A 26,981-nucleotide genomic window follows, 5' to 3' on the forward strand; every position below is an offset into this window, starting at 1 on the left:
GTAAGTTTCCACCTGGAGTAAAATGTGTTGCCAAGTCGTACCCTGCTTTGCGCAGCCTTGATGCTGCTCACCACGCCCGCTTTGGCGGAGCTACACCTGTCCTCGGCGTGGATCCGCGCCCTGCCACCGACGCAGCCGGTCACAGCGGCCTATGCAGAGGTGATGAACCACAGTGATACTGCCGCAACCATAAGCGGAGCCCGGGTGGATGGCGCTGGCAGGGTGGAAATTCACACTACCCTTGAGCAGGACGGCCTGATGCGGATGCAGCGGCTTGATGAGCTGGTCGTGCCTCCCGGGGAGACCGTATCCCTGGCCCCCGGCGGTGCGCACCTTATGCTGTTTGATCTGCAAGCCATGCCCAAAGAGGGGGAGAGCCGCCAGCTGTGTTTGCTGCTCGCTTCGGGAGAAGAGAGCTGCGTGGCCGCTGAAGTGCGCAAGGATGCCGCCGCGAGCGGCCATGAACATCATCAACATCACTAACAAGGCAGTAGGCATATGAACGCAGTGAAACAAACCCTGGCCGATTGGCGCGATAGCCTGGTCGACCTCGTTCCGGACGCCCGCCCCGTGCGCTGGGTATTGCTTGCGCTGGTGGCGTACCTGCTGGTCGCACTGGTGCTCGGTATGTACTGGAGCCTGTCACCGGAGCATTTCGACCCCAGGGAGAAGGCTGCAGAGTACGCAGTGGCTGATGGCGGGCAGGTCGTGACCGGGTCGGTCACCACCGCAGCGCTGATGGGCGTGATGGAAACCCTGCTGGAAAAGCCCGGTGGCTACCTGCACAACGATCGCTTCCCCCCGGGCATCTGGCTCGACAACATGCCCAGCTGGGAGTACGGGGCGCTCATCCAGGTCCGCGACCTGTCGCGTTCCATGCGTGAGGTGTTCAGCCGCTCGCAGTCACAGTCGACAGAGGATGAAGACCTGGCGATGGCCGAACCGCGTTATCACTTTGATTCCGACAGCTGGGTATTGCCGTCTTCGGAGTCGGAGTACAGGCAGGCAAACGCCTACACGCGCGGCTACTTCCGCCGGCTGTCGGATGCCAACGACTCGCAGGCGCAGTTCTATGCCCGTGCCGACAACCTGCGTTACTGGCTGTCGACGGTTAACACCCGGCTGGGCTCGCTGTCACAGCGCCTCAGCGCCAGCGTCGGTCAGCGGCGCCTGAATACAGACCTGGCGGGTGACGTGGGTGCCAGCCAGTCGACGCAGGCGCCCCAGGAACTGCTGGTGAAAACTCCGTGGCTGGAAATCGACGATGTCTTCTACGAGGCACGTGGCACTACCTGGGCACTGATTCATTTCCTCAAGGCGGTGCAGGTCGACTTTGCCGAGGTGCTGCAGAACAAGAACGCTATGGTGAGCCTGCAGCAGATTATCCGCGAGCTGGAGGCGTCACAGGAAACCGTCTGGAGCCCGTTTATTCTCAACGGTACCGGATTCGGCTTGGTGGCCAACCACTCGCTGGTGATGGCGTCCTATATCAGCCGGGCCAACGCGGCCATTATCGACCTGCGGGACCTGCTATTGCAGGGCTAGGGGTGCCGGGCGGTGGAGGCTAGTCTTCCAGGTAGCGCAGGCGGGTGCCGGTGTCCAGGGACAGCCGGATTTCCTCCGGGGGCAGTTCCTTGGGGAAATAGGTGCCCGAGAGCTTGGCGTCGAGCAGGCTGGCGCCCTCGAGATTGGTATTGCGGAAATCGATACCGCTCAGGTCGGCATTGCGGAAGTACGAGTCACTGAAGTCCAGGCCGTCGGCGTTCATGTTGCGCAGATCACGTCCGCGATAATCACCGCTCTTCAACTCGCTGGTATCCAGTTGGTCACGCTGTTCGTTGAAGCTCTTGATGTCCTCATTGCGCAGCAACTGGTAAAGGGGGTCTGGCTTGATGACGGGCTTGTTCATGACGCTACCTTTAAAATAATGCCCTAGCTTAAGCTGCGGCGGTGGGCGATGACAAGAGAACAGGTTTGAGTACACAGACTCTAAACGGCTTCCTGCTGACACGGAACTGGCGCGATGGCGCCGGAGGAGTGGAGCTGGAGTTCTGGTTTGCCAGCGACGAGGGAGCGATCTGTGTACAGGTGCTGGGAGAGCACAGTGTGTTTTTCGTGGCCTCGAACCAGCGCGAGAAGTTGCGACAGCTGATAGCGGATGAAACCGGGATTGACGTCCGGCCGCTGGCCTTGCGCGACTTTTCCATGACCGCAGTAGACGGTGTTTATTGTCGCAGCTACAGGCAGTCGCGCGCGCTGGCGGAGCGGTTGCGTGCCGAGGGCCTGGAGCCACTGGAAGCGGACATCAACCCTGCAGATCGCTACCTGATGGAGCGGTTTATCGCCGGAGGTGCGGAAATCCACGGGCAGTTCACGCGGCGCGGCAAGCACCTGCGCGCGCTCAACCCGTCGCTGCGCAGTGCAGACTACAGGCCCGGTCTCAGGCTGGTCTCGTTTGACATTGAGACGGCAATGCAGGGCGTGCAACTGTACTCGATCGCCGCGCACGGAGTGGCTCCCGGGGTGACCGAGCAGCGCGTATTCATGCTGGGCGAGGGTACCGGGCAGGACTATGTGCACAGTTGTGCCAGCCAGGAGGCGGTGTTGCAGGCCTTCATAGACTGGCTGCAGGCCTTTGACCCGGATGTGCTGATCGGCTGGAATGTGATCAATTTCGACTGCTGGTACCTGCAGCGTGTAGCTGATGCCGCGGGCCGCCGCCTGTTACTGGGCAGGGACAGCCGCGCCGCGCGCTGGCGCAACGTGGATAGCGAGGGCGAGCGCAGGAGTATCCACTGTCCCGGCCGCGTGGTGCTCGATGGCATCGACATGTTGCGTGCGGCCTTCTACAACTTCGAGAGTTTTGCCCTGGACCATGTGGCCCATGAGCTGCTTGGTGAGGGTAAGCTCATCCACGGCAGCGACAGGGGCGAGGAGATTGGCCGCCTGTTCCGGGAGGACAAGGCTGCTCTTGCAGCCTATAACCTGCAGGATTGTGAGCTGGTCACGCGGATATTTGACGCCACTTCGATGCTGGATTTCGCCATCGCGCGCAGCGTCATCACCGGCCTGAACATGGACCGTATGGGTGGATCGGTTGCCTCCTTTGATAATCTCTATCTGCCGCGCCTGCACCGTGCGGGCTACGTGGCGCCCAACGCCAGTGTCGAGCATATCGCCAGTCCCGGAGGCTGGGTGCTGGACTCCATTCCGGGGCTGTACAACCACGTCTTGGTGCTCGATTTCAAAAGCCTGTATCCCAGCATTATTCGCAGCTTTGCTATCGACCCCCTGGGCCTGGCGCTCGGTGTTTGCGGTGAGTTGGCCGAGGCAGATACCGTCCCGGGATTTCTCGACGCGCGCTTTGCGCGTGAGGGGCACATCCTGCCGCAGTTGATCCAGCAACTCTGGGCCCAGCGCGACGCCGCGCGCAAGGCGGGTGATGCGCCCCTGTCGCAGGCCATCAAGATCATCATGAACTCTTTCTACGGTGTGCTGGGTACCCCCGGTTGCCGCTTTTTTGATGCCCGCCTGGCCAGTTCCATCACCCGCCGCGGTCACCAGATTCTCAAGCGCACGCGCGACCATATCGAGCAGTCCGGGCACCGCGTCATCTACGGTGACACCGACTCGGTGTTCGTATGGATTCAGGACGCCGCCAGTGACGCCGAGGCCGAAGCAGCGGGTATGGCGCTGCAGGCCAGCCTCAATACCTGGTGGCGGCAGCAGCTGGCCGATGAATTCGGCGTGGACAGTGCGCTGGAGCTGGAATTTGAAACCCATTACAAGCGTTTCCTGATGCCCACCATCCGCGGCTCCGACAAGGGCAGCAAGAAGCGTTACGCGGGCCTGGTAGGCACAGAGGACGGCGACAGGCTGGTGTTCAAGGGCTTGGAAAGCGTGCGCACTGACTGGACGCGACTGGCGCGGACATTCCAGGAGGAGTTGTATGCTCGCGTGTTTGCGGACCGGCCCTACGCAGAGTTCATCTGCGAGACCAACCGACAACTGCTGGCGGGCGAGAGGGACGATCAGCTGGTTTATCGCAAGCGCCTGCGGCGCAAGCTGGACGAATACCAGCGCAACCTGCCGCCACACGTACAGGCCGCACGCCTGTATGAGTCCCGTGGGCTGGCGCCACCGTCGCGTGGGGACTGGGTGGAATACGTGATGACCAGCGCTGGCGCGGAGCCCGCCGCCGCGTACCTCGCGCCCCTGGACTACGAGCACTACTCGGAGCGCCAGTTGCAGCCTGTTGCCGATGGTATCCTGGGTCTGTTGGGCAGCAGCTTTCGCAGCCTCGTTGACCAGCAGATCGACCTGTTTTAATGCCTGCGTGCAGTCCGCACGCCTGCCGCAATCAGTCGCCGAAAAATTCTGCGCGCAGGGCCGGGTAGTCGGCCGCGGGCAGGCGCGGGCCGTAATTGGCCACTACCTTGCCCGCAGCCAGGCTGGCGAAACGCCCGGCAGTGGGGAAGTCTTCCCCGCGGGAGATAGCGTAGAGAAATGCCCCGGCAAACATGTCGCCGGCGCCATTGCTGTCCACGGCGTGCACGCGGTGCGGCGGTATTTCGGCGGTTTGCTCGCCGTCCCAGGTGATCGCGCCATTGCCGCCGCGAGTAATCACAAAGGTGTCAGCGGTTTGTTTCATGCGCTCGATGGCCACGGCGAGGTCGTCGGTGTCGCACCACCCCAGCGCCTCGGACTCATTGCAAAACACCAGGTTGACGCGCTCGCCGATCATCTCCTGTAAACCGTCGCGAAAAAATTCCACCATTCCGGGATCAGACAGGCTGATGGAGGTTTTCACCCCGGCTGCCTCGGCGATTTCCCGCGCCCGCACCGCTGCTTCACGCCCCGTGGGCGATGTCACTAGGTAGCCCTCCAGGTACAGGTACTCCGACGCCTGGATCGCCTCGGGCACCAGTTGCTCGACAGACAGGGTTTCGCTGATGGCGAGGTTCGTGTTCATGCTGCGCTCGGCATCGGGTGAAACCAGCACCAGGCATTTGCCGGTGGTGCCATTCTCCCGGGTGCCGTTGAGGCAGTGATCAACGCCGGCGGCTTCCAGGTCGGCCAGGTAGATGTCGCCATCGTCATCGTTGGCGACCTTGCAGGACATGAAGGTGCGGCCACCAAACTGCGCGGTGGCGATCATGGAGTTCCCGGCACTGCCGCCGCTGGCATGGTTGGCCTTGACCAGGTGCCCTTCGAGGTGACCCAGCAGTTCGGCCTGTCGCTCGGCATCGACCAGGGTCATCATGCCTTTCTCCACCTGCATTTGTTTCAGTTCTAGGTCATCCACCTTGATTTCGGTATCGACCAGGGCTGCGCCAATGCCGTATGCCACGTACTTCTTCATGCCTGGGTTCTCTTGATAAGTCAGCGCGTATTATCCCGATTCAGGCGCAGGTTTAAAGGGAATTGCCAAACAGAATGGGCACAGCTGGCTGCGATGTTCTGCCCCGGACCGCGCGGGCGAGAGCAGGCCAGCCCGGGTGACGGACTGGCCGGAGTGTTGCGGAGCACGGGGCTGTCCCGCTGGTTTTTGCGTTCCTGGCCTGAAACAGCCGACCGCCCCGCCCAAAGTACGGTAAACTCGCCCACCATGAAAAAGACCCGCACCCTGCTATTCAAGCTGTTTATCGTTTTCCTGGTTCTTGGCGCCGGCTATCTCATTTATCTTGATGCCCGCATTACCAGTACCTTTACCGACAAGATGTGGGAGCTGCCCGCCAAGGTTTATGCTCGCCCGCTGGAGTTGTTTGCCGGCGCTGACATCAAGCCCGATGACCTGGCATATGAACTGGAGGTGCTGGGTTATCGCAAGGTGGCGCATACCCGCAAACCCGGCCAGGTAGCGCGCAATCGCAGTCGCTTCGAGATCTATACCCGGGGATTCGGCTTCCCGGGCGAGCGCGAGCCGGCGCGGCGTGTGCTGGTTGAGCTGGGTCCGACGAAGGTGCAGTCCATAACCGAGGAGGGCCGTGCCGTTGACCTCATGCGGCTGGACCCTGCCCAGATCGGTGGTATTTACCCGACTCACGGAGAAGACCGTGTGCTGGTGCGGCTTGATGCCGTGCCCGAGACATTGCGCCAGGGCTTGCTGGCGGTGGAAGACCAGCGCTTTTACCAGCACTGGGGGTTCTCGATCACCGGCATCGCGCGTGCTGCCTACAGCAACATGGTCTCCGGGCGCGTGGTCGCAGGGGGCAGCACCATTACCCAGCAGCTGGTGAAAAACTACTACCTGTCACCAGAGCGAACCATCCTGCGCAAGGTCAACGAGCTGTTGATGGCGGTGCTGCTGGAACTGCATTACGACAAGGACCAGATTCTCGAAAGCTATATCAACGAGGTCTACCTCGGCCAGGAGGGGCGGCGCGCCATACATGGATTTGCCCTGGCTGCGCGGCACTATTTTGACACCCCGCTGGAACAGCTCGGCCTGCACCAGCAGGCCCTGCTCGTGGGCATGATCAAGGGGCCATCGTTATACAACCCACGGCGCAATCCCGAGCGGGCAACGCAGCGCCGCAACGTGGTCCTGGACGTGATGGTGGCCGAGGGCGTGATCTCAGAGGAACACGCGATGGTCGCCAAGGCCATGCCATTGGACCTGAACCGGGCGCCGAGTATTCGCGACACCTTTCCCGCCTACCTTGACCTGGTTCGTCGCCAGTTGCGCATTGAGTATCGCGACGAGCAGCTGACCCAGGAAGGGCTGCGCATATTCACCGCGTTCGACCCGTTGCTGCAGCGCCAGCTGGAGCGCAGTACGCAGGCGGTGATGTCGCAGTTGGACAAGAGTGGCGAGCTGGAGACGGCATCCATAGTGACCCGGCTGGACAGCGGCGAGGTGGCAGCACTGGTCGGCGGACGGCGCTTCAGTTATGCGGGGTTCAACCGGGCGCTGGACGCGCGGCGCCCCGCCGGATCATTGCTCAAGCCAGCGGTCTACCTCGCCGCCCTGGAGCAGTCGGACAAGTATACGCTGGCCAGTGTACTGTCAGATACGGCCTTCACTGTGCCCCGGCCACAGGGTGAACCCTGGCAGCCGCGCAACTTCGATCGCATGGAGCACGGTGACGTGCTGCTTTACCAGGCGCTGGCGCACTCCTACAACCTGGCGACCGCCAGGCTGGGCATGGACCTGGGGATTGATAGCGTAGCGGATATGCTGCGCCGCCTGGGTATCGAACACGCGGTGCCAGAGGTGCCGGCGCTGACGCTCGGGGCAGGCGAATATTCACCCCTGGATATGGCGGTGCTGTACCAGACCATCGCTGCCGGTGGCTTCCGCTCGCCGCTGCGCAGTATTCGCGATGTGGTGGACGCCAGGGGCGTACCCGAGAAACGCTATGAGCTGCTTTACGACCGGCAGGTCAGCCTGCAGGCGACCTACCTGCTGCAATATGCCTTACTGGAAGTCATGCAGAACGGCACCGGCCGCAGTGGCCGCGCGGCGCTGCCGGAGTGGATGACGGCGGCGGGCAAATCCGGCACCACCAATGACGGGCGCGATTCCTGGTTTGCGGGTTTTTCCGGCGACCTGATGGCGGTTACCTGGATGGGTCGCGACGACAACGGTGGCACCGGCCTCACCGGAAGTACCGGCGCTCTCAAACTGTGGTCACATTTCATGGCCAGGTCGAGTAAGCGAGGCCTGAACTACAACATGCCGGAAGGCATAGAGGTTGCGACTGTGGATTCCAGCAATGGTTACCGCACCGGAACGGGATGCCCCAACGCGCGCAGCGTGCCGTTCGTGGCCGGCACCGAGCCGCGCCGCAAGACCAACTGCTCGGCCAAGAAAAGTGGTATACGCGACTGGTTCCAGTCCCTGTTTGGCGACTAGGTGCTGGCGATGGCGGCCTGCGTCAATGCGTGCCGCCGGTCGTTGTTGTGTGATCCGGCACCGGGCCCATGTCCGGCGCTGGGGTTCGGTACCCGTTCGCGCCATTTTGTAAATTGCCAGCCATGACCTAGAAAACGTAGTCGCCCACGAGCTCGATAAGGCGGTCCGCCCAGGCTTGCGGGAACGGTTCTGTGAGCTCCGTGCTGTGAGCGAAATCCGGCAGGAACAGTTCATCCAGGAGTTCCTGTACAGCAGCCGGTTCCGAGGTGGCCAGGTTGATCTCGCGGTTGATCTTCAGGCTCAGTCGGTCGAAGTTGGCGCTGCCGACGCATGCCCAGCCGTCATAGATCGCTGCCTTGGCATGAGTGAACCCGGGGTAGATATAGACCCGGATGCCATGGGCCAGCATCAGGTTGGCTGCTGTGGCGATATTGCGAGTGATCAGGCCGCGGTCCGTCTCCAGCGGGATGATCACGCGCACATCCACCCCCCTGCGTCGCGCTGCGATCAGTTCCCCCAATAACCGGTCATCGGTGAAATAGGCGTTTTCGATGTAAATGTAATCCCTGGCGCGGCGCATCGCTTCTCGCTGCAGGCTGAATATCTCCTGCTGACCGGGGCGGGTGTGAACCAGGCGCAGTGGATAACCGTTTTCCCATTGGTTGACTGGCACCGGGTCACGACTGAGCATGACGCCGAAGTCGCCGAACCACCCCGCCTGTGCCCAGGCTTCATGAAACTCCTGGTTGAGCTCGTCCACTACAGGCCCGGTGACTTCCATCATCAGGTCGTGCCAGTCGTAGCGGTATTCTCGCCCGATGTTCATGCCGCCGATAAACGCCGTGCGCCGGTCTATGATCATGGATTTTACGTGGTCTCCCATCAGCCAGGTATTCTTCACCGCGCGCACGCTGACTTCCGAGTCTCGCTCCAGGTAGCTGTGTATGGAAATGGGCTCCTGATGGTGCTGCGGCAAACTCTCGGAGCGTTCGCCGCCTGCGAGGATAGTGCCGAGGCCATCGAACAGGACCCGGGTATCGATTCCTGTTAGTGAGCGCTGCTTGAGCAAGTCGGCAATAGCGAGGGCGACGTCGTCGTTATCGAAGATATAGGCCCGAATATCTACCGAAGCCTCAGCAGCAGACACGCTGTCGATAAAGCGGGAGAAGAACTGCTCACCGTCCACCAGGAAATCCACTTTACCTCGGGTGGCGCTGCGCCCCAGTTTCTGGTCCAGGTCCCTTTCCCACTGTTCCAGGTCCATCGGAGGTAGATCTGAGAGGGGCGGGATGATCGTCTCGCTGGGAAGCGCTTGTACGACGGCGCGTCCCGGTTCCACCGCGGTATCGGCCAGTAGTGCCAGCAGTGACTGCGCGGATGTGAAGGGTCGCAGGGGCACGCTGTAGGTATGACTGCCGATAAAGTGCCACAGCGATTGCAGCCAGTGTGCCGCGGGCAGCTCACCCTGCATGGCACGTGGCAGTTCGTCATAGCCGATGAGTATGATCAGCTGTTGCCGGGTGTTGATGTAAACAAATGGAAAGGAGCCTGGATTACGATGGCCGGTGTTGAATAGAACCTCGCCGCCGTCAATGCTTTCACGGCGCAGGTAATCCATGAGTATGGGTTCCCAGCGGCGATAGTAGTCGTCCAGATCAATGCTGGTCGCCACTTCGTACCAAGGCGGTTTGTCGACCAGGCGACTGGCACGAAATCGCCGCTGCCTGTCATAGAACAAGAAATACTTGTCCTGTTCAAAGGTGACGGCCACGCCGGTACCGCTTTCGCGGGGCATAAAACTCTGCAACACGCGATCTCGGAAGCGTATCCAGTCGCTGACGCCGAGAATCGGCACCGGTGTCAGCTGACTGCTTATGCCCTGCCAGTCATCCAGATGGGGGGGCGCGAGTGTGTCCACGCCAGCGGGGTCGTAGACCTCTCCCCGCGCTTTCTGGGCCAGTTGCCGGCCGCGGAGGTCGCCCGAGGTGTAAAAGAAGTCCCCGTTTAGCTGGTAGCGCAGGAAGTAGCGGTCCAGTCCACGATAGGCTTCCATTGCAATCAAGGTGCCTTCGGGTGCAGATGCCTCGCCGATGGAGGAAGGTGGCGACGGTGAACTGCAGGCGCCCAGGCTGCAGCAGGCGACTACATACCAGCACAGGCCGACAACTAAGCGCATGCCCCCTCCTTACTTGGTTTTACCTTATTATCCTGACAGCTATGGCAGAAAAGCGAGCGCTAAGGCCAGAAACCTTGATCTGTGTCGCTATCGACTTTTCGCGGTGATCTGCCCGCTAATGGCCGCAACTGCGTTACACTGCCGGGCCAGATGTCATAGCGGAGTGCCCGGTGGGTTTTTGTAGCTTGAAGTCGCCTGTGTTGGTCGTCGGCCTGGTTATTTTCCTCAGTGCCTGCGGGACCAACCCCTATTCCCTGCCGAAAATAGAGAGCCCGGAACCCGAGTATGAGGAATCGAAGCCGCAACCCGAGGCGCTGCCGAAGCCGCCGGTAGAGACTTCCCGCCCGCAGCCCGTAGGCGCCGCCGCGGGCCTGTTGGCGAAGGCGGACACCGCGCGCGAGCGTGGTGAGTACGATCAGGCCCTGGCCTACCTCGAGCGGGCGCAGCGTATAGACCCGGATAACGCGGAAATATACCTGGGGCTGGCGCAGACCCATGCTGCGGCCGGTAATATGATACAGGCCCGGGCCACTGCCGAGCGCGGTCTGCTCTATTGCAGCGGCGGCAACCAGTGCGATGCGCTGAGGGCCTATACGCGCTAGCGGTTCTCGCACCTCACCACGAATCCGTCGGCGTCGGGTTCAAAACGCAGATGCTGGTTGATGCACGCGGGGACATCCCCCACGCAGTGGCTGACAAATATGACCTGGGTGTCGGAATTCGCGGCGATATGGTCTATGGCGCGCAGCATCAGCCGGCGGTGATAACCGTCCAGCCCCAGGGTTGGTTCGTCCAGCAGCAGTATGGCCGGCGACTTGACCATGGCCCGGACCAGCAGGGCCATGCGCTGCATGCCGAAGGACAGCGCATCGAAAGAGGCGTGGGCAATGTCCAGTATCCCGACCGCGGCAAGCCAGCGTTCTGCGCTGGCGCGTTGTTCGTCCCCCCAGTCGTCGTAAAGGCCCACGCTGTCAAAGTAGCCCGAAATCACCACCTCCAGCACTTTCATGCCGCGTGCAAAATTCAGGTGCAGCTGATTGTCCAGCTGGCCGTATTTCTGCTTTATGTCCCAGATGCTCTCGCCGGAGCCGCGGCGCACCCCGAACAGGTAGATATCCTGCCCGTAGGCCTTGTGGTTGTCTCCTGTGACCAGGCTCAACAGGGTGCTTTTGCCGCAGCCGTTGGGGCCGGAGATATAACAGTGCTGCCCCCTGTCGAAGCGCCAGTGCACATCGCGCAGTACCTGTAACTCGCCGTAGCTGACGTTGACGCCATTGAGTTGCAGTAGGGGTGCGTCCGGCGGGATCTGGTATGGCCTGGGTGCGGGCGCAGGCAGGGTGTCGAGCTGCGCCAGCGGAGGCTGCATGAGTTGCTGCACGTCCGCGCGCGCAAGTATCGAGGTGCGTTCGCCCTGGGCAAGGATATGCCCTGATTGCATCACCATTACATGGCTGACGCCTGCCGGCAGGTCTTCCTGCTGGCGGCAGAGCAGCAACAGGGACAGGTCAGAATGCAGGAGTTCGTCGATAATCAGGGACAGCTCGGCTTGTGATGCGGCATCCAGTCCATCCAGTGGGCTGTCCAGGATCAGCAGGGCGGGCGCAGCCAGTATGGCCCTGACCAGCAGCGTCTTGCGCATCTCGCCGGTGGAAATATAGCGCAGGCCGCGTTGCAGTATATGGCCGATGTTGAGTCGCTCCACCCAGTAGGCAAACTGCGTATCGGGCTTGCGCCCCTGCAGGATCAGCTGCTGTACCAGGGTGCCCGGGTCGGTTGCGTCTGCGCGGGTTTCCGAGTCGTCGAGTTTTTTGTCCCGCTCACACAGGGTACGCGCCTGCTCAAAACAGACATAGGCGACGCCTTGCTCGCGCAACTCCGCAGAGCGTGTGTACACCCCTGAGAAGCGCCTGGCCTCGCCCGAAAGGATCTTCGCCAGGCTGGTTTTGCCGGCGCCGTTTGGGCCCAGGCAGGCCCATTGCTGGCCCCGATTGACCTCCCAGTCCACGTGATGCAGGGCGGGCAGGGCGCGGTATACCAGCTGGACATCCTGCAGGCTCAGTAGATTGCTGTGATTCATGTTGCGAGTTCCAATGCGCTTGTATCGACGGCCGCGGGCTGGCTTAATCCCCTAAATTTCCCTGGATAAGTACTGTTGTCGGTATCGCTGTTACAACTGGTTGAGAATCGTCTGCACGAGTTCAACCCCCGCAAGCCGCTACTGCGACCGCTGATGAAGCGCTCGGCAGTAGCCCTGATCCTGCAGGTCAGGCAGGGTGAGTTGCACATTCTAATGATCAAACGTGCGGAAAGGGAGGGGGATCCATGGTCGGGTCACATGGCTTTTCCCGGCGGGCGCATGGATAAGACCGATGCCCACGGTTATGCGGTAGCCGTGCGCGAGACGGAAGAGGAGGTGGGGCTGGCCCTTGGGCCGGGAGATCGCTGTCTTGGCAGGCTTTCCGATATCAATGCCAGGCCCCGTCGGGGCAGCCTGGGTATGGCGGTCAGTCCCTTTGTGTTCCACCTGGAACGTGAGGTCAGCTTCACCCCGAATTACGAGGTGGCGGAGGTGATCTGGGTACCGCTGGAGTTCCTGCTCAACGCTGATAACAGGGAAGAAATGACCTGGGAGTTCAAGGGGCTGAAAATTCCCATGCCCTGTTACCGCTATCGGGAGCGTTGCATCTGGGGCTTGTCCCTGATGATGCTGGATGAGCTGATGGACCTGATTGAAGGCGGGCGCAATCCACTGCGACCGCGCTGGCGGCGTCGACGTTAGTGCAATACGGTAGGCTGTGGCGACAGCTGTGATGTTCCCAGTTGCTTGGCACGGTACATGGCTCGGTCGGCAATCTCTTCAAGTTCCTGCTGGCTGTCACCGTCCTGGGGGTAGAGAGCGACACCACAGCTGACACCCAGGGTGAACGTCTCGTTGCGCAGTGTCACCGGCTGTTTGATCGCAGCGACAAGTTTTGCCGCGATCATGGGCAGGTCTTCAGTGGAGCGCATGTTCTCCATGATGACGGCGAACTCATCACCGCCGAGCCTGGCAATAAGGTCGGTTTCCCGCACCTGTGAGCGCAGCCGCTCGCCCAGCTTCATCAGCAGGGCATCACCGACGCCGTGCCCGAAGGTGTCGTTGATTTCCTTGAACTCGTCCAGGTCGAATACCAGCAAACCCATAGGCTTCTGCTGTTCCCTTGCTCGCTCCAGTGCAGACGTCATACGCTGCTCGTAGAAGCGCCGGTTGTACAGGCCGGTCAGCTCGTCGTGCGAGGAGAGATATTCCAGCTCCTTGTTCGCGTGCTGCAGCGACTGCCTGAGATACTTGTTCATCTCTGCATATACGATGATCACGCTGACCACGGCCAGTCCCATAGAGGCGTAGGCCAGGGTAATGGCCAGGTTGTAGTTCTGCGGCAGGATAATCTGGGTAAACTGCATGCCCATTCTCTCCAGCCCAACCAGGACCAACCAGATCAGCGCTACCAGCGATGTCCAGAACAGGGTCGCCCAGATACTGCCGACGATGCCGGCCATCACCGGCGCCAGTATCAGCATGGCAAAGGTGGGAGACTTGGTGCCGCCGAAATACAGGCAGGCCACGGTAAAGGCGCTGGTAAACGCCAGCAGGAGAATGTGCATGGCAGCCAGCCGGTTGCGCCAGTAGCGCAGGATCAGCACGGTCGAGAGCACGGCAAAGCCGGTGGTGACGAACAGCGCTGTTGCCGCCGTGCGCCCCTCCGGGGACATATCCAGCACCAGCGGGCTGACAATGGTCAGCGCCAACACGGTGAGCAACCAGAAGAAGCTGGCGATGGCCAGTATGCGCTGGCGGTAGTGCTCCTCGTCCAGCGGGCGCAGCGGGTCGTTTCCGGTGCACAGCCTGATCCAGCCTTCCCGGACGCGCGCGAGGTCTTGCAGTAGTTTTTGCAGTTTCATGCTGTTTATTGTGCCGTAGCCCAGCTGTTTCGATTTTTATACCCCAGCAAGCCTGCAATTTCTTGAAATATCTCTACTTTTTCAAAGTTTTGGCAGTTGGCGCCTACTCCGGGTCGCCGCGCAGGAAGGCGCGTGTATCAAGCTTCAGTTCTCGCAGGGCGGGATCTTCGCGGCTGGCGTGCAGCAGGGCCTCGGCGTCGGTCTTGCCGTGGACGAACGCGGCGACCAGGTCGAGCAGCACCGGTGTCATCTTCGGTTCGCGTTCCCAGCGCGGCGACTGCACCAGCGCGCCGGTGACGTAGTCGCCGGTGACTTGCAGCCAGTAGCCACCGCAGCTGGACAGCTGGTAATCGCCAACGCGCCCGTAGCTGATATTGGGCGTGCCGGGGTTGAACCCCCCGGGTACATCGCGGTCGATGCGCTGCAGCGCCATGAGCCAGGTGGACTCGAGGGGAAAGGTCTCGGTGGGTGGGCGGCAGTAGTCCGCTGTTTGCAGCCAGATACGAATGATGTCGACGGTGGCGGGGCCGCGCAGCTTGCGATCGATGCGCAGGTCAATGGAGTTGCCCTTGGTGGCCACCACGGTACCGCTGGCAACCAGGTCTGCCTTGTCCTGCACCTCAGCGAAAGATCCCTGCCACAAGCACTGGCATTCTGCCTGTGCCCCGGTGGCGACGAACAGTGTGAGCAAGAGTAGCAGTGGTGGCCACATGTTGTTATTGCAGTGCTTTGGCTGCCTCGATGGCGAAGTAGGTAAGAATGCCATCGCATCCGGCGCGCTTGAAGGCCATGAGCGACTCCAGCATTACCGGCTCCCGCTGCAGCCAGCCGCGTTCAAAGGCGGCCTGGTGCATGGCGTACTCGCCGCTGACCTGGTAGGCAAAGGTAGGTGCCTTGAGCTCATCCTTGATGCGCCTGGCGATATCGAGATAGGGCATACCGGGTTTGACCATGATCATGTCGGCGCCCTCGCCGAGGTCCAGTGCACACTCGTGCAGCGCCTCGTCGCTGTTGGCCGGATCCATCTGGTAGCTGAACTTGTTGCCGCCCTTGATGTTGCCGGCGCTGCCCACGGCGTCGCGGAACGGACCGTAGTAGCTGGAGGCGTACTTGGCGGCATAGGACATGATCAGGGTGTTCACAAACGCAGCGCTCTCCAGGACTTGCCTGATCGCGCCTATGCGTCCGTCCATCATGTCCGACGGGGCTACCACATCCGCGCCGGCCTCGGCGTGGGAAACAGCCTGCTTTACCAGCACCTCGGTGGTGATATCGTTGAGCACGTAGCCCTGTTCATCAATGATCCCGTCCTGGCCATGTGTGGTGAACGGGTCCAGCGCCACGTCGGTGATGATGCCAAGCTCGGGCACAGCGTCTTTCAGCGCCCTGACTGAGCGCTGCACCAGGCCGTCCGGGTTGTGTGCTTCCTCTGCCATGAGGCTTTTCTTCTCTGCGGCGACTACCGGGAACAGGGCGATGGCGGGGATGCCCAGTGCGGTAATCTCTCGGGCCTGCTGTACCAGCAGATCGATGCTGAGTCGTTCGATACCCGGCATGGAGGGCACGGCTTCACGCTGGCCGCTCCCTTCCAGCACGAACACCGGGTAGATCAGGTCTGCGGGGGTGAGCAGGTTCTCGCTGACCAGTTGCCGTGAGAACGACCGGGCGCGCAAGCGCCGCATGCGAGTGGCCGGGAAAGGGCCCCGGTGGGAGCTGAACGTCATGCTTGTCTCCTTAACCCGCCAGTGCGGCAAACGCAGAGCGAGCCGCCTCCACGGTGGTTTCTATTTCAGTCTCGCCATGGGTGCTGGACAGGAAGCCGGCTTCGTAGGATGCGGGGGCAAGGTAAATTCCCGCGTCCAGCATCAGGTGGAAGAAGCGGTTGAAGCGCTCGGTGTCACAGGCCATGACCTGTTCATAATTCTGGATGTTCCCGGCCTCGGTGAAGAAACCACCAAACATGGTGCCCGCGCAGTTGGTGGTGAACGGGATGCCGGCATCGCGCGCGGCCTGTTCCATGCCGCGGCACAGGTCCTCGGTGCGCTGGAACAGGGGCTGGTAAAAACCGTCCGCTGAAATCACGTCCAGCGTCGCCAGGCCGGCTGCCATGGCGATGGGGTTACCCGACAGCGTACCCGCCTGGTAGACCGGCCCCAGCGGCGCGATCTGCTCCATGATCTCGCGCTTGCCGCCAAAGGCGCCCACCGGCATACCGCCGCCGATGACCTTGCCCAGTGTGGTGAGATCGGCATCAATGCCGTAGAAGCCCTGTGCGCCCTGCAGCCCGAAGCGGAACCCGGTCATGACCTCATCGAGTATCAATACCGCGCCGCTGCTGCTGCACACTTCCCGCAGTGTCTCCAGGAAGCCGGGAGCCGGGGGAATGCAGTTCATATTGCCGGCCACCGGCTCTACGATAACGCAGGCTATCTGGTCACCGTGCTCCGCAAACGCTTTGCGCACGCCTTCGGGATCGTTGTAGGTCAGTGTCATGGTGTGATCGGCAAGGGCAGCGGGCACGCCGGGCGAGCTGGGCACGCCCAGCGTGAGAGCACCGGAGCCGGCCTTCACCAATAGGGAATCGGAGTGGCCGTGGTAGCAGCCCTCAAACTTTACGATGGTGTCGCGCCCGGTATAGCCACGGGCCAGACGGATGGCGCTCATGGTGGCCTCGGTGCCGGAATTCACCATGCGCACCATGTCCATGCCCGGCATGATCTCGCAGATGCGGTCGGCAAGCTGGATTTCCAGTTCCGTCGGGGCGCCGAAGCTGAGACCTTTCTCACTCTGGCGGATCACCGCTTCGCGTACTGCCGGGTGGTTGTGCCCCATCAACATGGGTCCCCAGGACAGTACGTAATCGATGTAGCGCTTGCCCTCACTGTCATAGACATAGGGGCCCTCGCTGCGCTCGATGAAAATTGGTGTGCCACCCACTGCCTTGAAGGCGCGGACTGGCGAATTTACGCCTCCGGGGATGTGTTGACGGGCGCGTTCAAAAAGTTCCTGCGAGCTGCTCATAGGGTCTCTACTTTTAGGGTTGCTGATCGGTCCCGGCATTCACTGCCGGGGGCGGAATTATCGGCTCTGGCCTGGAGAATATCCAGCGCCCTCAGAATGGTTTGACCACCACCAGTATCACCATGGCAAAGAGAAACAGCACTGGCACCTCGTTGAAAAAGCGGTAGAAAACGTGGCTGTGGTCGTCGCGGTGCTCGTTGATGATCCTGACGTAGCGGCCGCACTGTATGTGGTATACGACGAGAAACGCCATTGCGGTCATTTTCAGCCAGAACCAGGGTGCCTGCAGGTAGTAGTCCGGGTTCATGCTGAACAGGCCCACGCCAAGGGCAGCGAGAATGTACATGAATGGTGTGACGAAGCGATACAGTTTGCGGGCCATCAGGGCGAGGGTCCTGCGGGTCTCCGGATCATCAGTGGCGGCGTAGTAAACGAAAATCCGTGGCAGGTAAAACAGGCCTGCAAACCAGCACACGACAAAAATGATATGCAGTGCTTTCATCCACAGCATTGGGCAGTTCCTCGAATCACAATCGGGCAAGGGTGAATTTTTCAATACTCTCACGGGTGACCACGCCATGGAGTATGGGTTTGCTGGCAGTTCGGCTGCGGCCAAAGACGCAGGCGGCCTCGACAGTCTGCTTGCTGATGCTGTCCCAGGCCTGCCGCAGGTTGGCCTGCATAGGTACATTGGTCATGGTCCAGCGGCGGATATCCGCGTCGGTGATATCGACCTGCTCCGCGTCCTGCTGCTGCAGCCAGGCCAGCAGCGCGCTGCCCTCGATGAGATAGAGGTCTTCGCCTTCACGGGTAACCAGGCACCAGGTCGGGCTGGACTCGAGCAATAGCACCCGGTCCTCTTCGCTCAGCTGGCTGGGCACACGCACTACGCGGGTGTCCATGATCGATCCCACATGGGTCCGGTGCAGCAGCTGGTTGAGAGGGTCATCCGGCACCACTCGCTGCAGCTGGCGCAGGATGGCCTGGTGCAGTGCGCGCTGGCGAAACAGGCCGGCGCTGGTCAGGTTCGCGGCCACGATCGCCAGCATTGCCGGCATGCCGATTTCGATACTGTGGGTCAGCTCGATAACGGCGAGCAGTGCGGCCAGCGGGGCGCTCATCACCGCGCCCATGGCCGCGCCCATGCCGATGAGAATATAGAGCATGGGGTGAGAGGCCAACTCCGGCATGAACTGCTGGCCGAGGTGGCCCAGGGCACCGCCAAGGCAGGCACCGATGAGCAGGTTGGGGCCGATGATGCCCACCGGCATGCCCACACCGGCACTGATGGCCGTTGCCACTATTTTCGCTGCCGCGATAAGCAGCAACAGCGCCACCGCTACCTGCCCCTGCAGGGCGAGATTGAGGGTGTCGTAACCGATGCCCATGATTTGCGGCACGCCCATGGCCAGCAGGCCGGTAATCACGCCCACGACGGTGAAACGAAGCGTCACATCGATGTTGGCAAAGCGGGCGGTGAACCTGGCGATGTGGATGAACGCGACCACAGCGAGCCCGCAGACAAAGCCGAGGAATACGATGTAGGGAATCTCGGCCAGGGACACCAGCTGCAGCTCCGGCAGCACGAAGGCCGCGCCGCCACCGGCAAAGGTACGGCTGACTGCAGATGCCGACACGGCCGCCAGCATAACCGGGATGAAGCCGGCAACGGTGTACTCGGCAACGATAACCTCCATGGCGAAAATAACGCCTGCCAGCGGCGTGTTGAATGCGGCGGCGATGCCGCCCGCCGTGCCGCAGGCGATCAATACCCTGAGGCTGTTGTTGGGCAGCACCAGTCGCTGGCCGATCAGGCTGTTCACTGCTGACCCAAGATGCACACCGGGCCCCTCGCGTCCGCCCGACAGGCCGCTGCCTAGGGCGAAAGCGCCACCGAAAAACTGTACCAGTGCGTTGCGCACTGGCAGTGCGCCGTAGTGTGAGTGCATGCGGCTGAGAACATGTACGATCCCGGTCTCCCTGTCTTCAGGGCGCAGCAGGCGATAGACGACACCGAGCGCCAGGGCCGCCAGCGCGGGCAGCAGGAAACGCAATTCAAGCGGCAGGGATTCGAAGTCTTCGCCGTCATTGCCCACCGCCCAGAGTGTGGCGACCAGCACAATGGCTTTTTCGAAGGCGAGGATCACCAGCCCCGACGCGACGCCGCCCAGTACACCCAGTAGTGAGTACGCCAACAGCGAATCGTAGTTGGTCAGCAGCTGACGATAGTTGTCGATATGTTTGCGCACGCGCTTCGCCGGTCCGGCCCAAAAATCCAATATTACCAGTTAAATAGCTCAATAATGCTTTTATACTACGCCGTTCAGTGTCCGTTGCAGTCGACGGGCCGAGACAGAACGGGATGAGAGATGATCAAGGTTGGCATAGTCGGTGGTACCGGATACACCGGGGTCGAGTTATTGCGCCTGTTGGCGCTGCATGACGAGGCGGAGGTGGCGGCGATCACCTCGCGCGCAGAGAGCGGGCGCCGCGTGGATGACCTGTACCCCAACTTGCGCGGTTACTATGACCTGGTCTTTTCCGAGCCCGACGTCGCCGCGCTGGCGGCCTGCGACATCGTGTTTTTCGCCACCCCGCACAACGTGGCAATGAACCTGGTGCCCGAATTGCTGCAGGCCGGGGCGCGGGTTATCGACCTGTCCGCCGATTACAGGATTCGCGACGCCGAGCTGTGGTCTCGCTGGTACGGTGAGCCCCACGCCAGCCCGGAATTACTGCCACAGGCCGTCTACGGGCTGCCCGAGCTCAATCGTGAGCAGATAGCCGGTGCGGCACTGGTCGCGTGTCCGGGTTGTTATCCCACCTCAGTGCAGCTGGGGTTGATACCGCTGCTGGCCCGGGGTCTCGTCGATACGCAGTCGCTAATAGCTAGTTCTGCTTCAGGCGTCAGTGGTGCCGGTCGCCAGGCCAAGGTGGATAACCTGCTCTCCGAAGTTGCGGACAGTTTCAAGGCCTATGGTGTCACCGGCCACCGCCATTTGCCGGAAATAGAGCAGGGCCTCGCCGATGTGGCGGGCGGCCCGGTGCAACTGACCTTCGTGCCGCACCTGTTGCCGATGATACGCGGTATTCACTCCACACTGTTTGCGCGGCTGGTGGATAATACCGTTGACCTCCAGGCACTGTATGAAGAGACGTATGGGCAGGAACCGTTCGTGGATGTGTTGCCAGCCGGCATGTATCCGCAGACGCGCACCGTGAAAGGCGCGAACCGGTGCCAGATTTCATTGCAGGTGCCGCAAGGGCGGGACACCGTGGTGGTCATGTCCACTATCGATAACCTGGTCAAGGGTGCCTCCGGCCAGGCCGTGCAGAACATGAACATCATGCTGGGCCTGGAAGAGGACATGGGGCTCAGGCAGGTGGGGCTGCTGCCCTGAGCAGGCCACATGCTTTTTCGACGCCAGAACCACCTCAGTAGTCACCAGCAACAGCGCTTGCAGCGACGCAGGTCCCTGCTGGCGGGAGTGCTGCTGATTGCGCTGCTGGTGGGTGCATTCTTCCTGGGTGAGCGATCTGCCTATCGTGGGCTGCGCCTGAACCCGGAAATGTATGTGGCGATGAAAGCGGAAGTCCCGCGTTTGCAGGCCCGCGTCGCCGAGCTGGAGGCCCAGCTGGATGTTGAGCGCACCCAGGCCCAGGTGGACAAGCAGGCACTGGAGATGGTGCGCAGGGAAATCGCGGTCCAGAAAGAGCAGATTGCGGGATTGGTCGAGGGCCTCGGTTTTTACCGCAGCCTGATGGCTCCCGGCGAGATCGCCCAGGGCTTGAGCCTGAGGCCGCTGGAACTGGTGGCGCAGGACGACGGCGAATATGGTTTCCGTATCGTCGCCCAGCAGGAGGCGCGCAAGCATGCTTTGCTAAAAGTCGACTTATTTGCAGAGCTTGTTGGAGTGCGCGCTGGCGAGCGGGTAAGCTATTCCCTGGCTGAGCTCAGTGACGACGTCGACAGCAACCCGATACCCCTGCGGTTTCGCTACTTCCAGTCTGTCGAGGGCACCCTGAGTCTGCCGGAGAATTTTGAACCGAGAAGCGTGAGATTGCTGGCGAAGACGGCTTCACCTCGCGAAATGGAGGCCCAGGAAGAGTTTCCCTGGCAAGTTAAGGAGAAATTTACGCATGTTGGGAAGTAAGAAGTCTGGCTTTGGTGGTGGTGGCAATACCACCCTGGTATCGCGGGACACAATGGTGGTTGGCGACATCCATTTCAGCGGCAATCTGGACGTTGAAGGTGTTGTACAGGGCAATATCATCGCCGAGAAAGGCAAGGACGCACTGGTAAGGATAATCGATAAAGGCCGAGTTCAGGGCGAGATCAGAGCCCCCTCAGTCGTGGTCAACGGCACAGTAGAAGGTGACGTGCATTCCAGCAAGCACCTCGAACTGGCCGCCAAGGGGCGGGTCACGGGCAATGTGCACTACACGCTGCTGGAAATGGCCGCCGGCTCCGAGGTAAACGGTAGCCTGACACATACAGAAGCACAGGATGCGGGCCGTGAATCGGCGCCCAACCCGGCAATCGAGGTGACCGAAGCTCGCGCTGCCAAGGAGTCCGGCAAGGGGTCCGCGGTGCTGGGTAAAAGTTGACTAAAACACTCAGGTATAACATAATTTGCGGTCCTGAAGTCCTGGGTGCCACCCCGGTGGCCGTTGAGTAAAGTCATGTCCGTAGCTGAATCGTTTAATCCTGCCAGTATCAACCTTACCGCGAATGCCGTGCGCAAAGTCCGTGAGTTGGTGGAGGAGGAAGGCAACGAGGGCCTGAAACTGCGCGTCTATATCACCGGCGGCGGCTGTTCCGGTTTTCAGTACGGTTTCAGTTTTGATGAGGATGCTGCCGAGGACGATGCGGTCATCGAGGAGGGGGGTGTCACCCTGCTGGTGGATCCGATGAGTTTTCAGTACCTGGTCGGATCTGCGGTTGACTACACCGAAGGATTGGAAGGGTCCCGCTTCATCGTCGACAACCCCAACGCCACTACCACCTGCGGGTGCGGCGTGTCCTTCTCCGTCTAGCGAGTCAAACATCGTGTTCCCGGCCCGGCTGTTGAGTCCCCTGCTGGGCCTGTTTATTTCCCTGGCTGTAGCAGCAGGGGATGACCCTCTACCTCACCAGCGCTTCGTGGCTGATGTCGAGTTGCAGACTGCAGAAGACCTTGGCGTCTTGCTGCAACGAGCACAGCAGATGCTCGTCGCAGGTGATTTCGGCCAGGAGGACGGTGCAGTCGTGCTGGTGCTCCACGGTCCGGTTCTGCGCTCACTCCTGCGCAACAACTACCCTGACAACCAGGTGCTGGTTAACCAGGCGGCCAGTCTTACTGCCATGGGTGTGCTTGAAGTGAAGGCCTGTCGTACCTGGATGGCATCCAACGCCGTCGATCCCGGGCAACTGCAGCCCTTCGTGGACGTGGTGGCCTATGGCCCTGGAGAAGTGGTGCGGCTGGTAGAGAAAGAGGGCTATATCAACTTCTAGTCGGGATAGCGCGGGCGCCGGGGTAAATCGCGCCCAGTACCCGTGGCCCGGCGGCACCGGTTACCACAGGCGCATTCCCCGACAACCCGGCGAGGCTACACATGGCCAGCCATGCGAATGTCGCAGCCTCTACCCAGTCAGCCGCGATGCCAAGCTCTTCCGTATCGGCTACTCGTACCCAGGGCAGGGCGTCACCAATACGTGCCCGCAGGTTGTCGTTGTGCGCGCCACCGCCGCAGATATACAACTCACTCACTTGCAGGTCGCTGTCGCGCAGCGAGCGGGCGATCGCATCCGCAGTAAACTGTGCCAGGGTTGCCTGGACATCTTCCGGCGCAGTGCCCGGGAAATCGGCCATGACGCCATCCAGCCAGTCGAGGTTGAAGTCCTCTTTACCAGTGCTTCTGGGGCCGCGTAAATCGAGGTAGGGATGCGCCAGCAGGCGCTGCAGCAGGGCGGGCTGGCACTCCCCTGAAGCCGCCCAGCGGCCGCCGGCGTCATAGGTTTCGCCGCGGTGGCGATGTGTCCAGTGATCCATCAGGGTGTTGCCCGGTCCGCAATCAAAGCCTGCAACCAATTCAGTTCCTCGCAGCAGGCTGACATTGGCTATGCCGCCGATGTTGACCACGGCCCGCGACACGCCGGGTTCGCTGAACGCAGCGACATGGAAAGCGGGTGCCAATGGTGCCCCTTCGCCTCCCGAGGCAATGTCGCGGCGGCGGAAGTCTGCAACCGTTGTAATGCCGGTGATCTCGGCGATGCTGTTGGGGTCGCCTATCTGCAGGCTGAAGCTATCTGATCGAGAGCGGCCACCCGAGGGCGGCCGATGGCGCACGGTTTGTCCGTGGCTGCCTATCGCAGTCACGGCTGCAGCGGGCACGCCGGCGGACTCGAGCAGGGCATTTGCAGCGTCAGCGAATAACTGGCCGAGGTGCCTGTCCAGCACACCTAGGCGCTCTATCTCGCCGTCGCCACTGTGGCTCAATGCCGCCACGGCCTCACGCATAGGCCCCGGCATGGGGTATTGCAGAGTGGCCTCCAGTAACAGCTTGTCCTCTGCGGCGCGCAGCAGGGCACAATCGATACCATCAACACTGGTGCCGGACATCAGCCCGATGTATAGCCCGTCAGGCAAGGCGCTCAGCCCCTGTCGTCCGCGGCCCCGGTCATCGCCAGCCGGGTGTCTGTTTCCTCTCTGAGTTTTGCCAGTTGTGAGGAGACCGCGGCTATAGACTGCCTGAACTGCGCCATTTCTGACTCCGGCAAAGATTTTGCCTTGGGCAACTTCTTGTGGATGGTGCGAGGATTGCGGTGTACGCCGTTCATCAGGAACTCATAGTGCAGGTGCGGGCCAGTGGCCGCACCGGTGGAACCCACGGTGCCGATGACCTGGCTTTGCACCACCCGCTGGCCCTGCTTGACCCTGCGCTTGTGTAAATGCAGGTACTTGGTCACGAACTGTTCGCCGTGCTGGATGAATATGTAGTTGCCGTTTGAACGGCTGTACCCGGCCTTGATGACGCGTCCGTCCCCTGCGGCGTAGACCGGAGTGCCGGTCGGGGCGGCGTAGTCGGTACCACGGTGCGGCCGGGCGGTCTTGTAAATCGGGTGTATTCGCCGCGGATTGAAATTCGAGCTGATACGAGTGAAATCGACCGGCGCCAGCAGGAAGGCCTTGCGCATGCTCACGCCGTCTTCGTTGTAGTAGCCCACATCTCCCTGCGAATCCTGGTAGCGATAGGCGGTAAAGGTTTTACCCTGGTTGGTGTAGGACGCGGCGATAATGTCGCCGTCGTCAAGTTTCTCGCCATCAAGGTACAGCTCCTCGAAGATGAGGTGCATGGTGTCGCCCTTGCGGGGGTCGCCAACGAAATCGATCACGCCGCCAAAAACATTGGCCATGTCCATTATGGTGGTATGTGACAGGCCCGCCTTCTGGCCGGCGAGAAACAGGGAGGAGGTGATGACGCCGGTGGCGTCGGCCACACGTACTTCCGGTTCCCTGGTCAGGGTCTGGCTGGTGAAGCCTTGCTCCCCCAGGGTATAGGAGACCGTTTCCAGGTCGTTCTTGATGTGCCGTACCGCGACCAGTTGGCCTGACTCATCGCCCTGGAAGGCTATTACCTGTCCAGGGTAGATTCTTGCCAGCCCTTTGCCGTCCTCGGACTCGGTCACCACCCTGTGTACATCGCGATTGTCATAGCCTGCGCGCTTGAATATCAGCGACAGATTATCGCCGCTGCGCACAACCTGTTCCTCCCAGGGCGCCTCAACGGGTGCTTCAGGAGTCGGTGCAAATGTGTCTGTGGGTGCCTGCTCCTCGGCCGGTTTTTCTGTGGCGATAACCGTGGCAGTGTCTATAGCCTCAGCGGTCGGTGAGGCGTCCTCCTCGCGCTGGCTGAGCCCGATGAATACGGCGAGGCAGCCGAGCAGCAACAGGGCGGACATGACGTGCCCCCGCCTGACCTCAAAACGAGGCAGTTGCAGCGATGCGAGTGAGGGTTGCTCCGCGCGAATCGCGGTGGCTCCCCGTGGGCGGTTTCCTGCTGGCATGTCCGTGCAGTGATTCCAGATATATGACGGCGCAAGTATATAAAATAATCAACCAGTTCTATAGCCAAGAAGTGCCGGAAGCTTGCATTTGCAAAGGGGTGTTGTATGGTTGGCGCCCTTTTTGTGGCCAACCGACTTTGCCAAGAGATTAACCGATGAGCAGTGCCCTACTTGCAGATCTTCGCGCCCGCGGATTGATATTCCAGATTGCCGGCGAGGACGACCTTCCAGCCTGGCTGGATGGTGGTGTGCGCACGCTCTATTGCGGCTTTGACCCAACGGCGGACAGCCTGCACATCGGCTCCCTGGTGCCGCTGCTGATGTTGCGCCGTTTCCAGTTGGCCGGGCACAAGCCATTGGCGCTGGTGGGCGGCGCGACGGGGCTGATAGGTGACCCCAGCTTCAAGGCCCAGGAGCGGCAGTTGAATACGCCCGAGGTGGTTTCGGGCTGGGTGGCCAAGCTGCAGCAACAGGTGTCGCGCTTCATCGAGTTCGACGACGGGCCCGTTTCCGCGGAGGTGGTCAATAATCTCGACTGGACCGCCAACATGGATGTGCTGACCTTCCTGCGGGATGTGGGTAAGCACTTCTCTGTCAACGCAATGATCCAGAAAGAGTCGGTGAAGCAGCGTATTGAGCGTGAGGGTAGCGGCATCAGCTACACCGAATTTACCTACATGATCCTGCAGTCCTTCGACTTTGCCGAGCTCAACAAGCGCTATGACTGCACGCTGCAGCTTGGCGGATCGGACCAGTGGGGCAATATCACCGGCGGCATCGATTTAACCCGGCGCCTCAATGGCAACCAGGTGTTTGGCCTGACCATGCCGCTGATCACCAAGGCTGACGGTACCAAGTTTGGCAAAACCGAGTCCGGTACCATCTGGCTGGACGCTGCCAAGACCTCCCCTTACGCGTTCTACCAGTTCTGGCTCGGCTGTGCCGACGCCGATGTGTACCGTTTCCTTAAGTACTTTACTTTCCTTGAGGTAGACGAGATCAATGAAATAGAGCGCGCAGATGCCGAGCGCCAGGGCCGCCCGGAGGCGCAGGCGATACTGGCGCAGGAGGTTACCCGACTGGTGCACGGTGATGAAGGGCTGGCGGCTGCGCAGCGTATTACCGAATCCTTGTTCAGTGGGTCGATTGAGGACCTGGCAGAGGGCGACCTGGCCCAGTTGCGCCAGGACGGCCTTCCCGCTAGCACGGTCTCCCGTGCTGATTTCCCTGAAACGCTTACCCAGATGTTGACTGATGCCGGCATGGCCGGCTCTGGCAAACAGGTTAAGGATGCCCTGGGGCGTAACGCGGTTACGGTAAACAATCGCTCTCTGGGCTGGGAAGATAACGCCCGGGTTGCTGCCAGTTTCGAGCCCAGTGAGGCGCTCCATGGCCGTTTCTACCTGTGCAAGCTGGGAAAAAAGAAGTACCACCTGTTCGAAATTGGCGCGTGAGCGCACCTGCCCGGTACGTTTGAGTGCCGCGCCGGCGTCAGCCGGAAACGGCAAAAATTGGCATTTCAGAATTATTTTTCAAAACTGCTTGCGCTACCCTGGGGTGCTGCGTATAGTTCGCGTCCCTCGAGTGACGGCGGCGCCCAGGGCGCAACGGAACCACCCGGTAAAACCTGAAGTTTTTCAGGGCCTTATGAAGGACAAGTGGTGTTAACACTCAGGGCAGTTCAGGCAACTTTTTTTCACTGAAATGGTTGCCAACTGGGGCGCCGGCTGTATAATGCGCCTCCACGTTTGGGGAACAGCCCAAACACTATCCCACGCCCTGGCGGTTTGGGAGTTGCTTAACAAGAAGACGAAGACAGATGTGTGGGCACTTGTTGGGATAGTTGTCACGACTATTCAGATACAACAAGTGACCATTGATTCATAGTTTTATGGAACATTGATTTCGAATTGTATCTGAGCCTCTGATTTGGTTGT

24 protein-coding genes are annotated in these 26,981 nt (G+C 61.0%); 12 read left to right on the forward strand and 12 right to left on the reverse strand.

What is annotated here, in order from left to right; genetic code table 11:
- Positions 1 to 24 precede the first annotated feature (24 nt).
- Together F0M18_RS11095 and F0M18_RS11100 are read left to right on the forward strand one after the other, a co-directional pair.
- On the forward strand, positions 25 to 483 hold the full coding sequence (locus F0M18_RS11095; protein ID WP_149611488.1) for a copper chaperone PCu(A)C: 459 nt from the start codon (positions 25 to 27) through the stop codon (positions 481 to 483).
- 15 nt (positions 484 to 498) lie between these two features.
- The gene (locus tag F0M18_RS11100) at positions 499 to 1,545 is read left to right on the forward strand and encodes a DUF2333 family protein (RefSeq protein ID WP_149611489.1); all 1,047 of its coding nucleotides are present in this window, start codon (positions 499 to 501) and stop codon (positions 1,543 to 1,545) included.
- A gap of 19 nt (positions 1,546 to 1,564) precedes the next feature.
- On the opposite strand, the gene F0M18_RS11105 is transcribed toward F0M18_RS11100, so the two are convergent.
- Complete coding sequence (locus tag F0M18_RS11105; protein ID WP_149611490.1) at positions 1,565 to 1,909, reverse strand: pentapeptide repeat-containing protein; 345 nt, start codon at positions 1,907 to 1,909, stop codon at positions 1,565 to 1,567.
- Between the two features lie 65 nt (positions 1,910 to 1,974).
- On the opposite strand from F0M18_RS11105, the gene F0M18_RS11110 reads away from it, so the two are divergent.
- On the forward strand, positions 1,975 to 4,329 hold the full coding sequence (locus F0M18_RS11110) for a DNA polymerase II (protein WP_149611491.1): 2,355 nt from the start codon (positions 1,975 to 1,977) through the stop codon (positions 4,327 to 4,329).
- A gap of 31 nt (positions 4,330 to 4,360) precedes the next feature.
- Here the strand turns inward: F0M18_RS11110 and F0M18_RS11115 are convergent, their stop codons facing one another.
- Positions 4,361 to 5,362, reverse strand: coding sequence for an adenosine kinase (locus F0M18_RS11115; protein ID WP_149611492.1), 1,002 nt, complete (start codon positions 5,360 to 5,362; stop codon positions 4,361 to 4,363).
- Positions 5,363 to 5,608: 246 nt separating this feature from the next.
- Between F0M18_RS11115 and mrcB the strand changes: the two genes are divergently transcribed.
- The gene (gene mrcB / locus F0M18_RS11120) at positions 5,609 to 7,858 is read left to right on the forward strand and encodes a penicillin-binding protein 1B (RefSeq protein WP_149611493.1); all 2,250 of its coding nucleotides are present in this window, start codon (positions 5,609 to 5,611) and stop codon (positions 7,856 to 7,858) included.
- A gap of 127 nt (positions 7,859 to 7,985) precedes the next feature.
- Here the strand turns inward: mrcB and F0M18_RS11125 are convergent, their stop codons facing one another.
- Positions 7,986 to 10,034, reverse strand: coding sequence for a phospholipase D-like domain-containing protein (locus F0M18_RS11125; RefSeq protein ID WP_149611494.1), 2,049 nt, complete (start codon positions 10,032 to 10,034; stop codon positions 7,986 to 7,988).
- A gap of 185 nt (positions 10,035 to 10,219) precedes the next feature.
- On the opposite strand from F0M18_RS11125, the gene F0M18_RS11130 reads away from it, so the two are divergent.
- The gene (locus F0M18_RS11130; RefSeq protein WP_188109691.1) at positions 10,220 to 10,636 is read left to right on the forward strand and encodes a tetratricopeptide repeat protein; all 417 of its coding nucleotides are present in this window, start codon (positions 10,220 to 10,222) and stop codon (positions 10,634 to 10,636) included.
- Here the strand turns inward: F0M18_RS11130 and F0M18_RS11135 are convergent.
- Positions 10,633 to 12,111: an ATP-binding cassette domain-containing protein gene (locus tag F0M18_RS11135; RefSeq protein WP_149611496.1), complete on the reverse strand. Its 1,479-nt coding sequence runs from the start codon at positions 12,109 to 12,111 to the stop codon at positions 10,633 to 10,635. The two genes, F0M18_RS11130 and F0M18_RS11135, sit on opposite strands and share 4 nt — an antisense overlap.
- Before the next feature lie 75 nt (positions 12,112 to 12,186).
- Between F0M18_RS11135 and F0M18_RS11140 the strand changes: the two genes are divergently transcribed.
- The gene (locus tag F0M18_RS11140) at positions 12,187 to 12,813 is read left to right on the forward strand and encodes an NUDIX hydrolase (protein WP_262500918.1); all 627 of its coding nucleotides are present in this window, start codon (positions 12,187 to 12,189) and stop codon (positions 12,811 to 12,813) included.
- Here F0M18_RS11140 and F0M18_RS11145 read toward each other — a convergent pair.
- From F0M18_RS11145 to F0M18_RS11170, 6 genes are all read right to left on the reverse strand, one after another.
- Positions 12,810 to 13,976, reverse strand: coding sequence for a GGDEF domain-containing protein (locus tag F0M18_RS11145; protein ID WP_149611497.1), 1,167 nt, complete (start codon positions 13,974 to 13,976; stop codon positions 12,810 to 12,812). The genes F0M18_RS11140 and F0M18_RS11145 overlap by 4 nt on opposite strands.
- A 103-nt stretch (positions 13,977 to 14,079) precedes the next feature.
- On the reverse strand, positions 14,080 to 14,688 hold the full coding sequence (locus F0M18_RS11150) for a delta-aminolevulinic acid dehydratase (protein WP_149611498.1): 609 nt from the start codon (positions 14,686 to 14,688) through the stop codon (positions 14,080 to 14,082).
- A 4-nt stretch (positions 14,689 to 14,692) separates the two neighbouring features.
- The gene (gene hemB / locus F0M18_RS11155) at positions 14,693 to 15,700 is read right to left on the reverse strand and encodes a porphobilinogen synthase (protein WP_149611499.1); all 1,008 of its coding nucleotides are present in this window, start codon (positions 15,698 to 15,700) and stop codon (positions 14,693 to 14,695) included.
- A gap of 10 nt (positions 15,701 to 15,710) precedes the next feature.
- Entirely contained in the window at positions 15,711 to 16,997 is a 1,287-nt protein-coding gene (gene hemL / locus F0M18_RS11160; protein ID WP_149611500.1) for a glutamate-1-semialdehyde 2,1-aminomutase, read from the reverse strand.
- A gap of 91 nt (positions 16,998 to 17,088) precedes the next feature.
- Entirely contained in the window at positions 17,089 to 17,508 is a 420-nt protein-coding gene (locus F0M18_RS11165; protein ID WP_149611501.1) for a CopD family protein, read from the reverse strand.
- A gap of 16 nt (positions 17,509 to 17,524) precedes the next feature.
- Positions 17,525 to 19,246, reverse strand: a complete 1,722-nt coding sequence (locus F0M18_RS11170) for a chloride channel protein (protein ID WP_149611502.1) — start codon at positions 19,244 to 19,246, stop codon at positions 17,525 to 17,527.
- A gap of 120 nt (positions 19,247 to 19,366) precedes the next feature.
- Between F0M18_RS11170 and argC the strand changes: the two genes are divergently transcribed.
- The 5 genes from argC to F0M18_RS11195 all read left to right on the forward strand — a co-directional run bounded on the left by argC (position 19,367) and on the right by F0M18_RS11195 (position 22,491).
- Positions 19,367 to 20,398 carry an N-acetyl-gamma-glutamyl-phosphate reductase gene (gene argC, locus F0M18_RS11175; protein ID WP_149611503.1) on the forward strand — a complete coding sequence of 344 codons (1,032 nt, stop codon included), beginning with the start codon at positions 19,367 to 19,369 and terminating at the stop codon, positions 20,396 to 20,398.
- Between the two features lie 9 nt (positions 20,399 to 20,407).
- Entirely contained in the window at positions 20,408 to 21,151 is a 744-nt protein-coding gene (locus F0M18_RS11180; protein ID WP_149611504.1) for a DUF6776 family protein, read from the forward strand.
- Positions 21,138 to 21,605, forward strand: coding sequence for a bactofilin family protein (locus tag F0M18_RS11185; protein WP_149611505.1), 468 nt, complete (start codon positions 21,138 to 21,140; stop codon positions 21,603 to 21,605). Before F0M18_RS11180 ends, F0M18_RS11185 begins: the two co-directional genes overlap by 14 nt.
- 75 nt (positions 21,606 to 21,680) lie before the next feature.
- Positions 21,681 to 22,034 (forward strand): iron-sulfur cluster insertion protein ErpA, encoded by a 354-nt coding sequence (gene erpA / locus F0M18_RS11190; protein ID WP_149611506.1) that lies wholly within the window; start codon positions 21,681 to 21,683, stop codon positions 22,032 to 22,034.
- A gap of 31 nt (positions 22,035 to 22,065) precedes the next feature.
- Complete coding sequence (locus F0M18_RS11195; RefSeq protein WP_149611507.1) at positions 22,066 to 22,491, forward strand: DsrE family protein; 426 nt, start codon at positions 22,066 to 22,068, stop codon at positions 22,489 to 22,491.
- Here F0M18_RS11195 and F0M18_RS11200 read toward each other — a convergent pair.
- Positions 22,481 to 23,626 carry an anhydro-N-acetylmuramic acid kinase gene (locus F0M18_RS11200; protein WP_262500919.1) on the reverse strand — a complete coding sequence of 382 codons (1,146 nt, stop codon included), beginning with the start codon at positions 23,624 to 23,626 and terminating at the stop codon, positions 22,481 to 22,483. The two genes, F0M18_RS11195 and F0M18_RS11200, sit on opposite strands and share 11 nt — an antisense overlap.
- A gap of 5 nt (positions 23,627 to 23,631) precedes the next feature.
- The gene (locus tag F0M18_RS11205) at positions 23,632 to 25,044 is read right to left on the reverse strand and encodes a peptidoglycan DD-metalloendopeptidase family protein (protein WP_262500920.1); all 1,413 of its coding nucleotides are present in this window, start codon (positions 25,042 to 25,044) and stop codon (positions 23,632 to 23,634) included.
- A 155-nt stretch (positions 25,045 to 25,199) separates the two neighbouring features.
- Between F0M18_RS11205 and tyrS the strand changes: the two genes are divergently transcribed.
- Positions 25,200 to 26,498, forward strand: coding sequence for a tyrosine--tRNA ligase (gene tyrS, locus F0M18_RS11210; RefSeq protein WP_149611508.1), 1,299 nt, complete (start codon positions 25,200 to 25,202; stop codon positions 26,496 to 26,498).
- The last annotated feature ends 483 nt before the right edge of the window (positions 26,499 to 26,981 follow it).

The organism is Pseudohalioglobus sediminis, assembly GCF_008370495.1.
Taxonomy (GTDB): Bacteria; Pseudomonadota; Gammaproteobacteria; order Pseudomonadales; family Halieaceae; genus Halioglobus.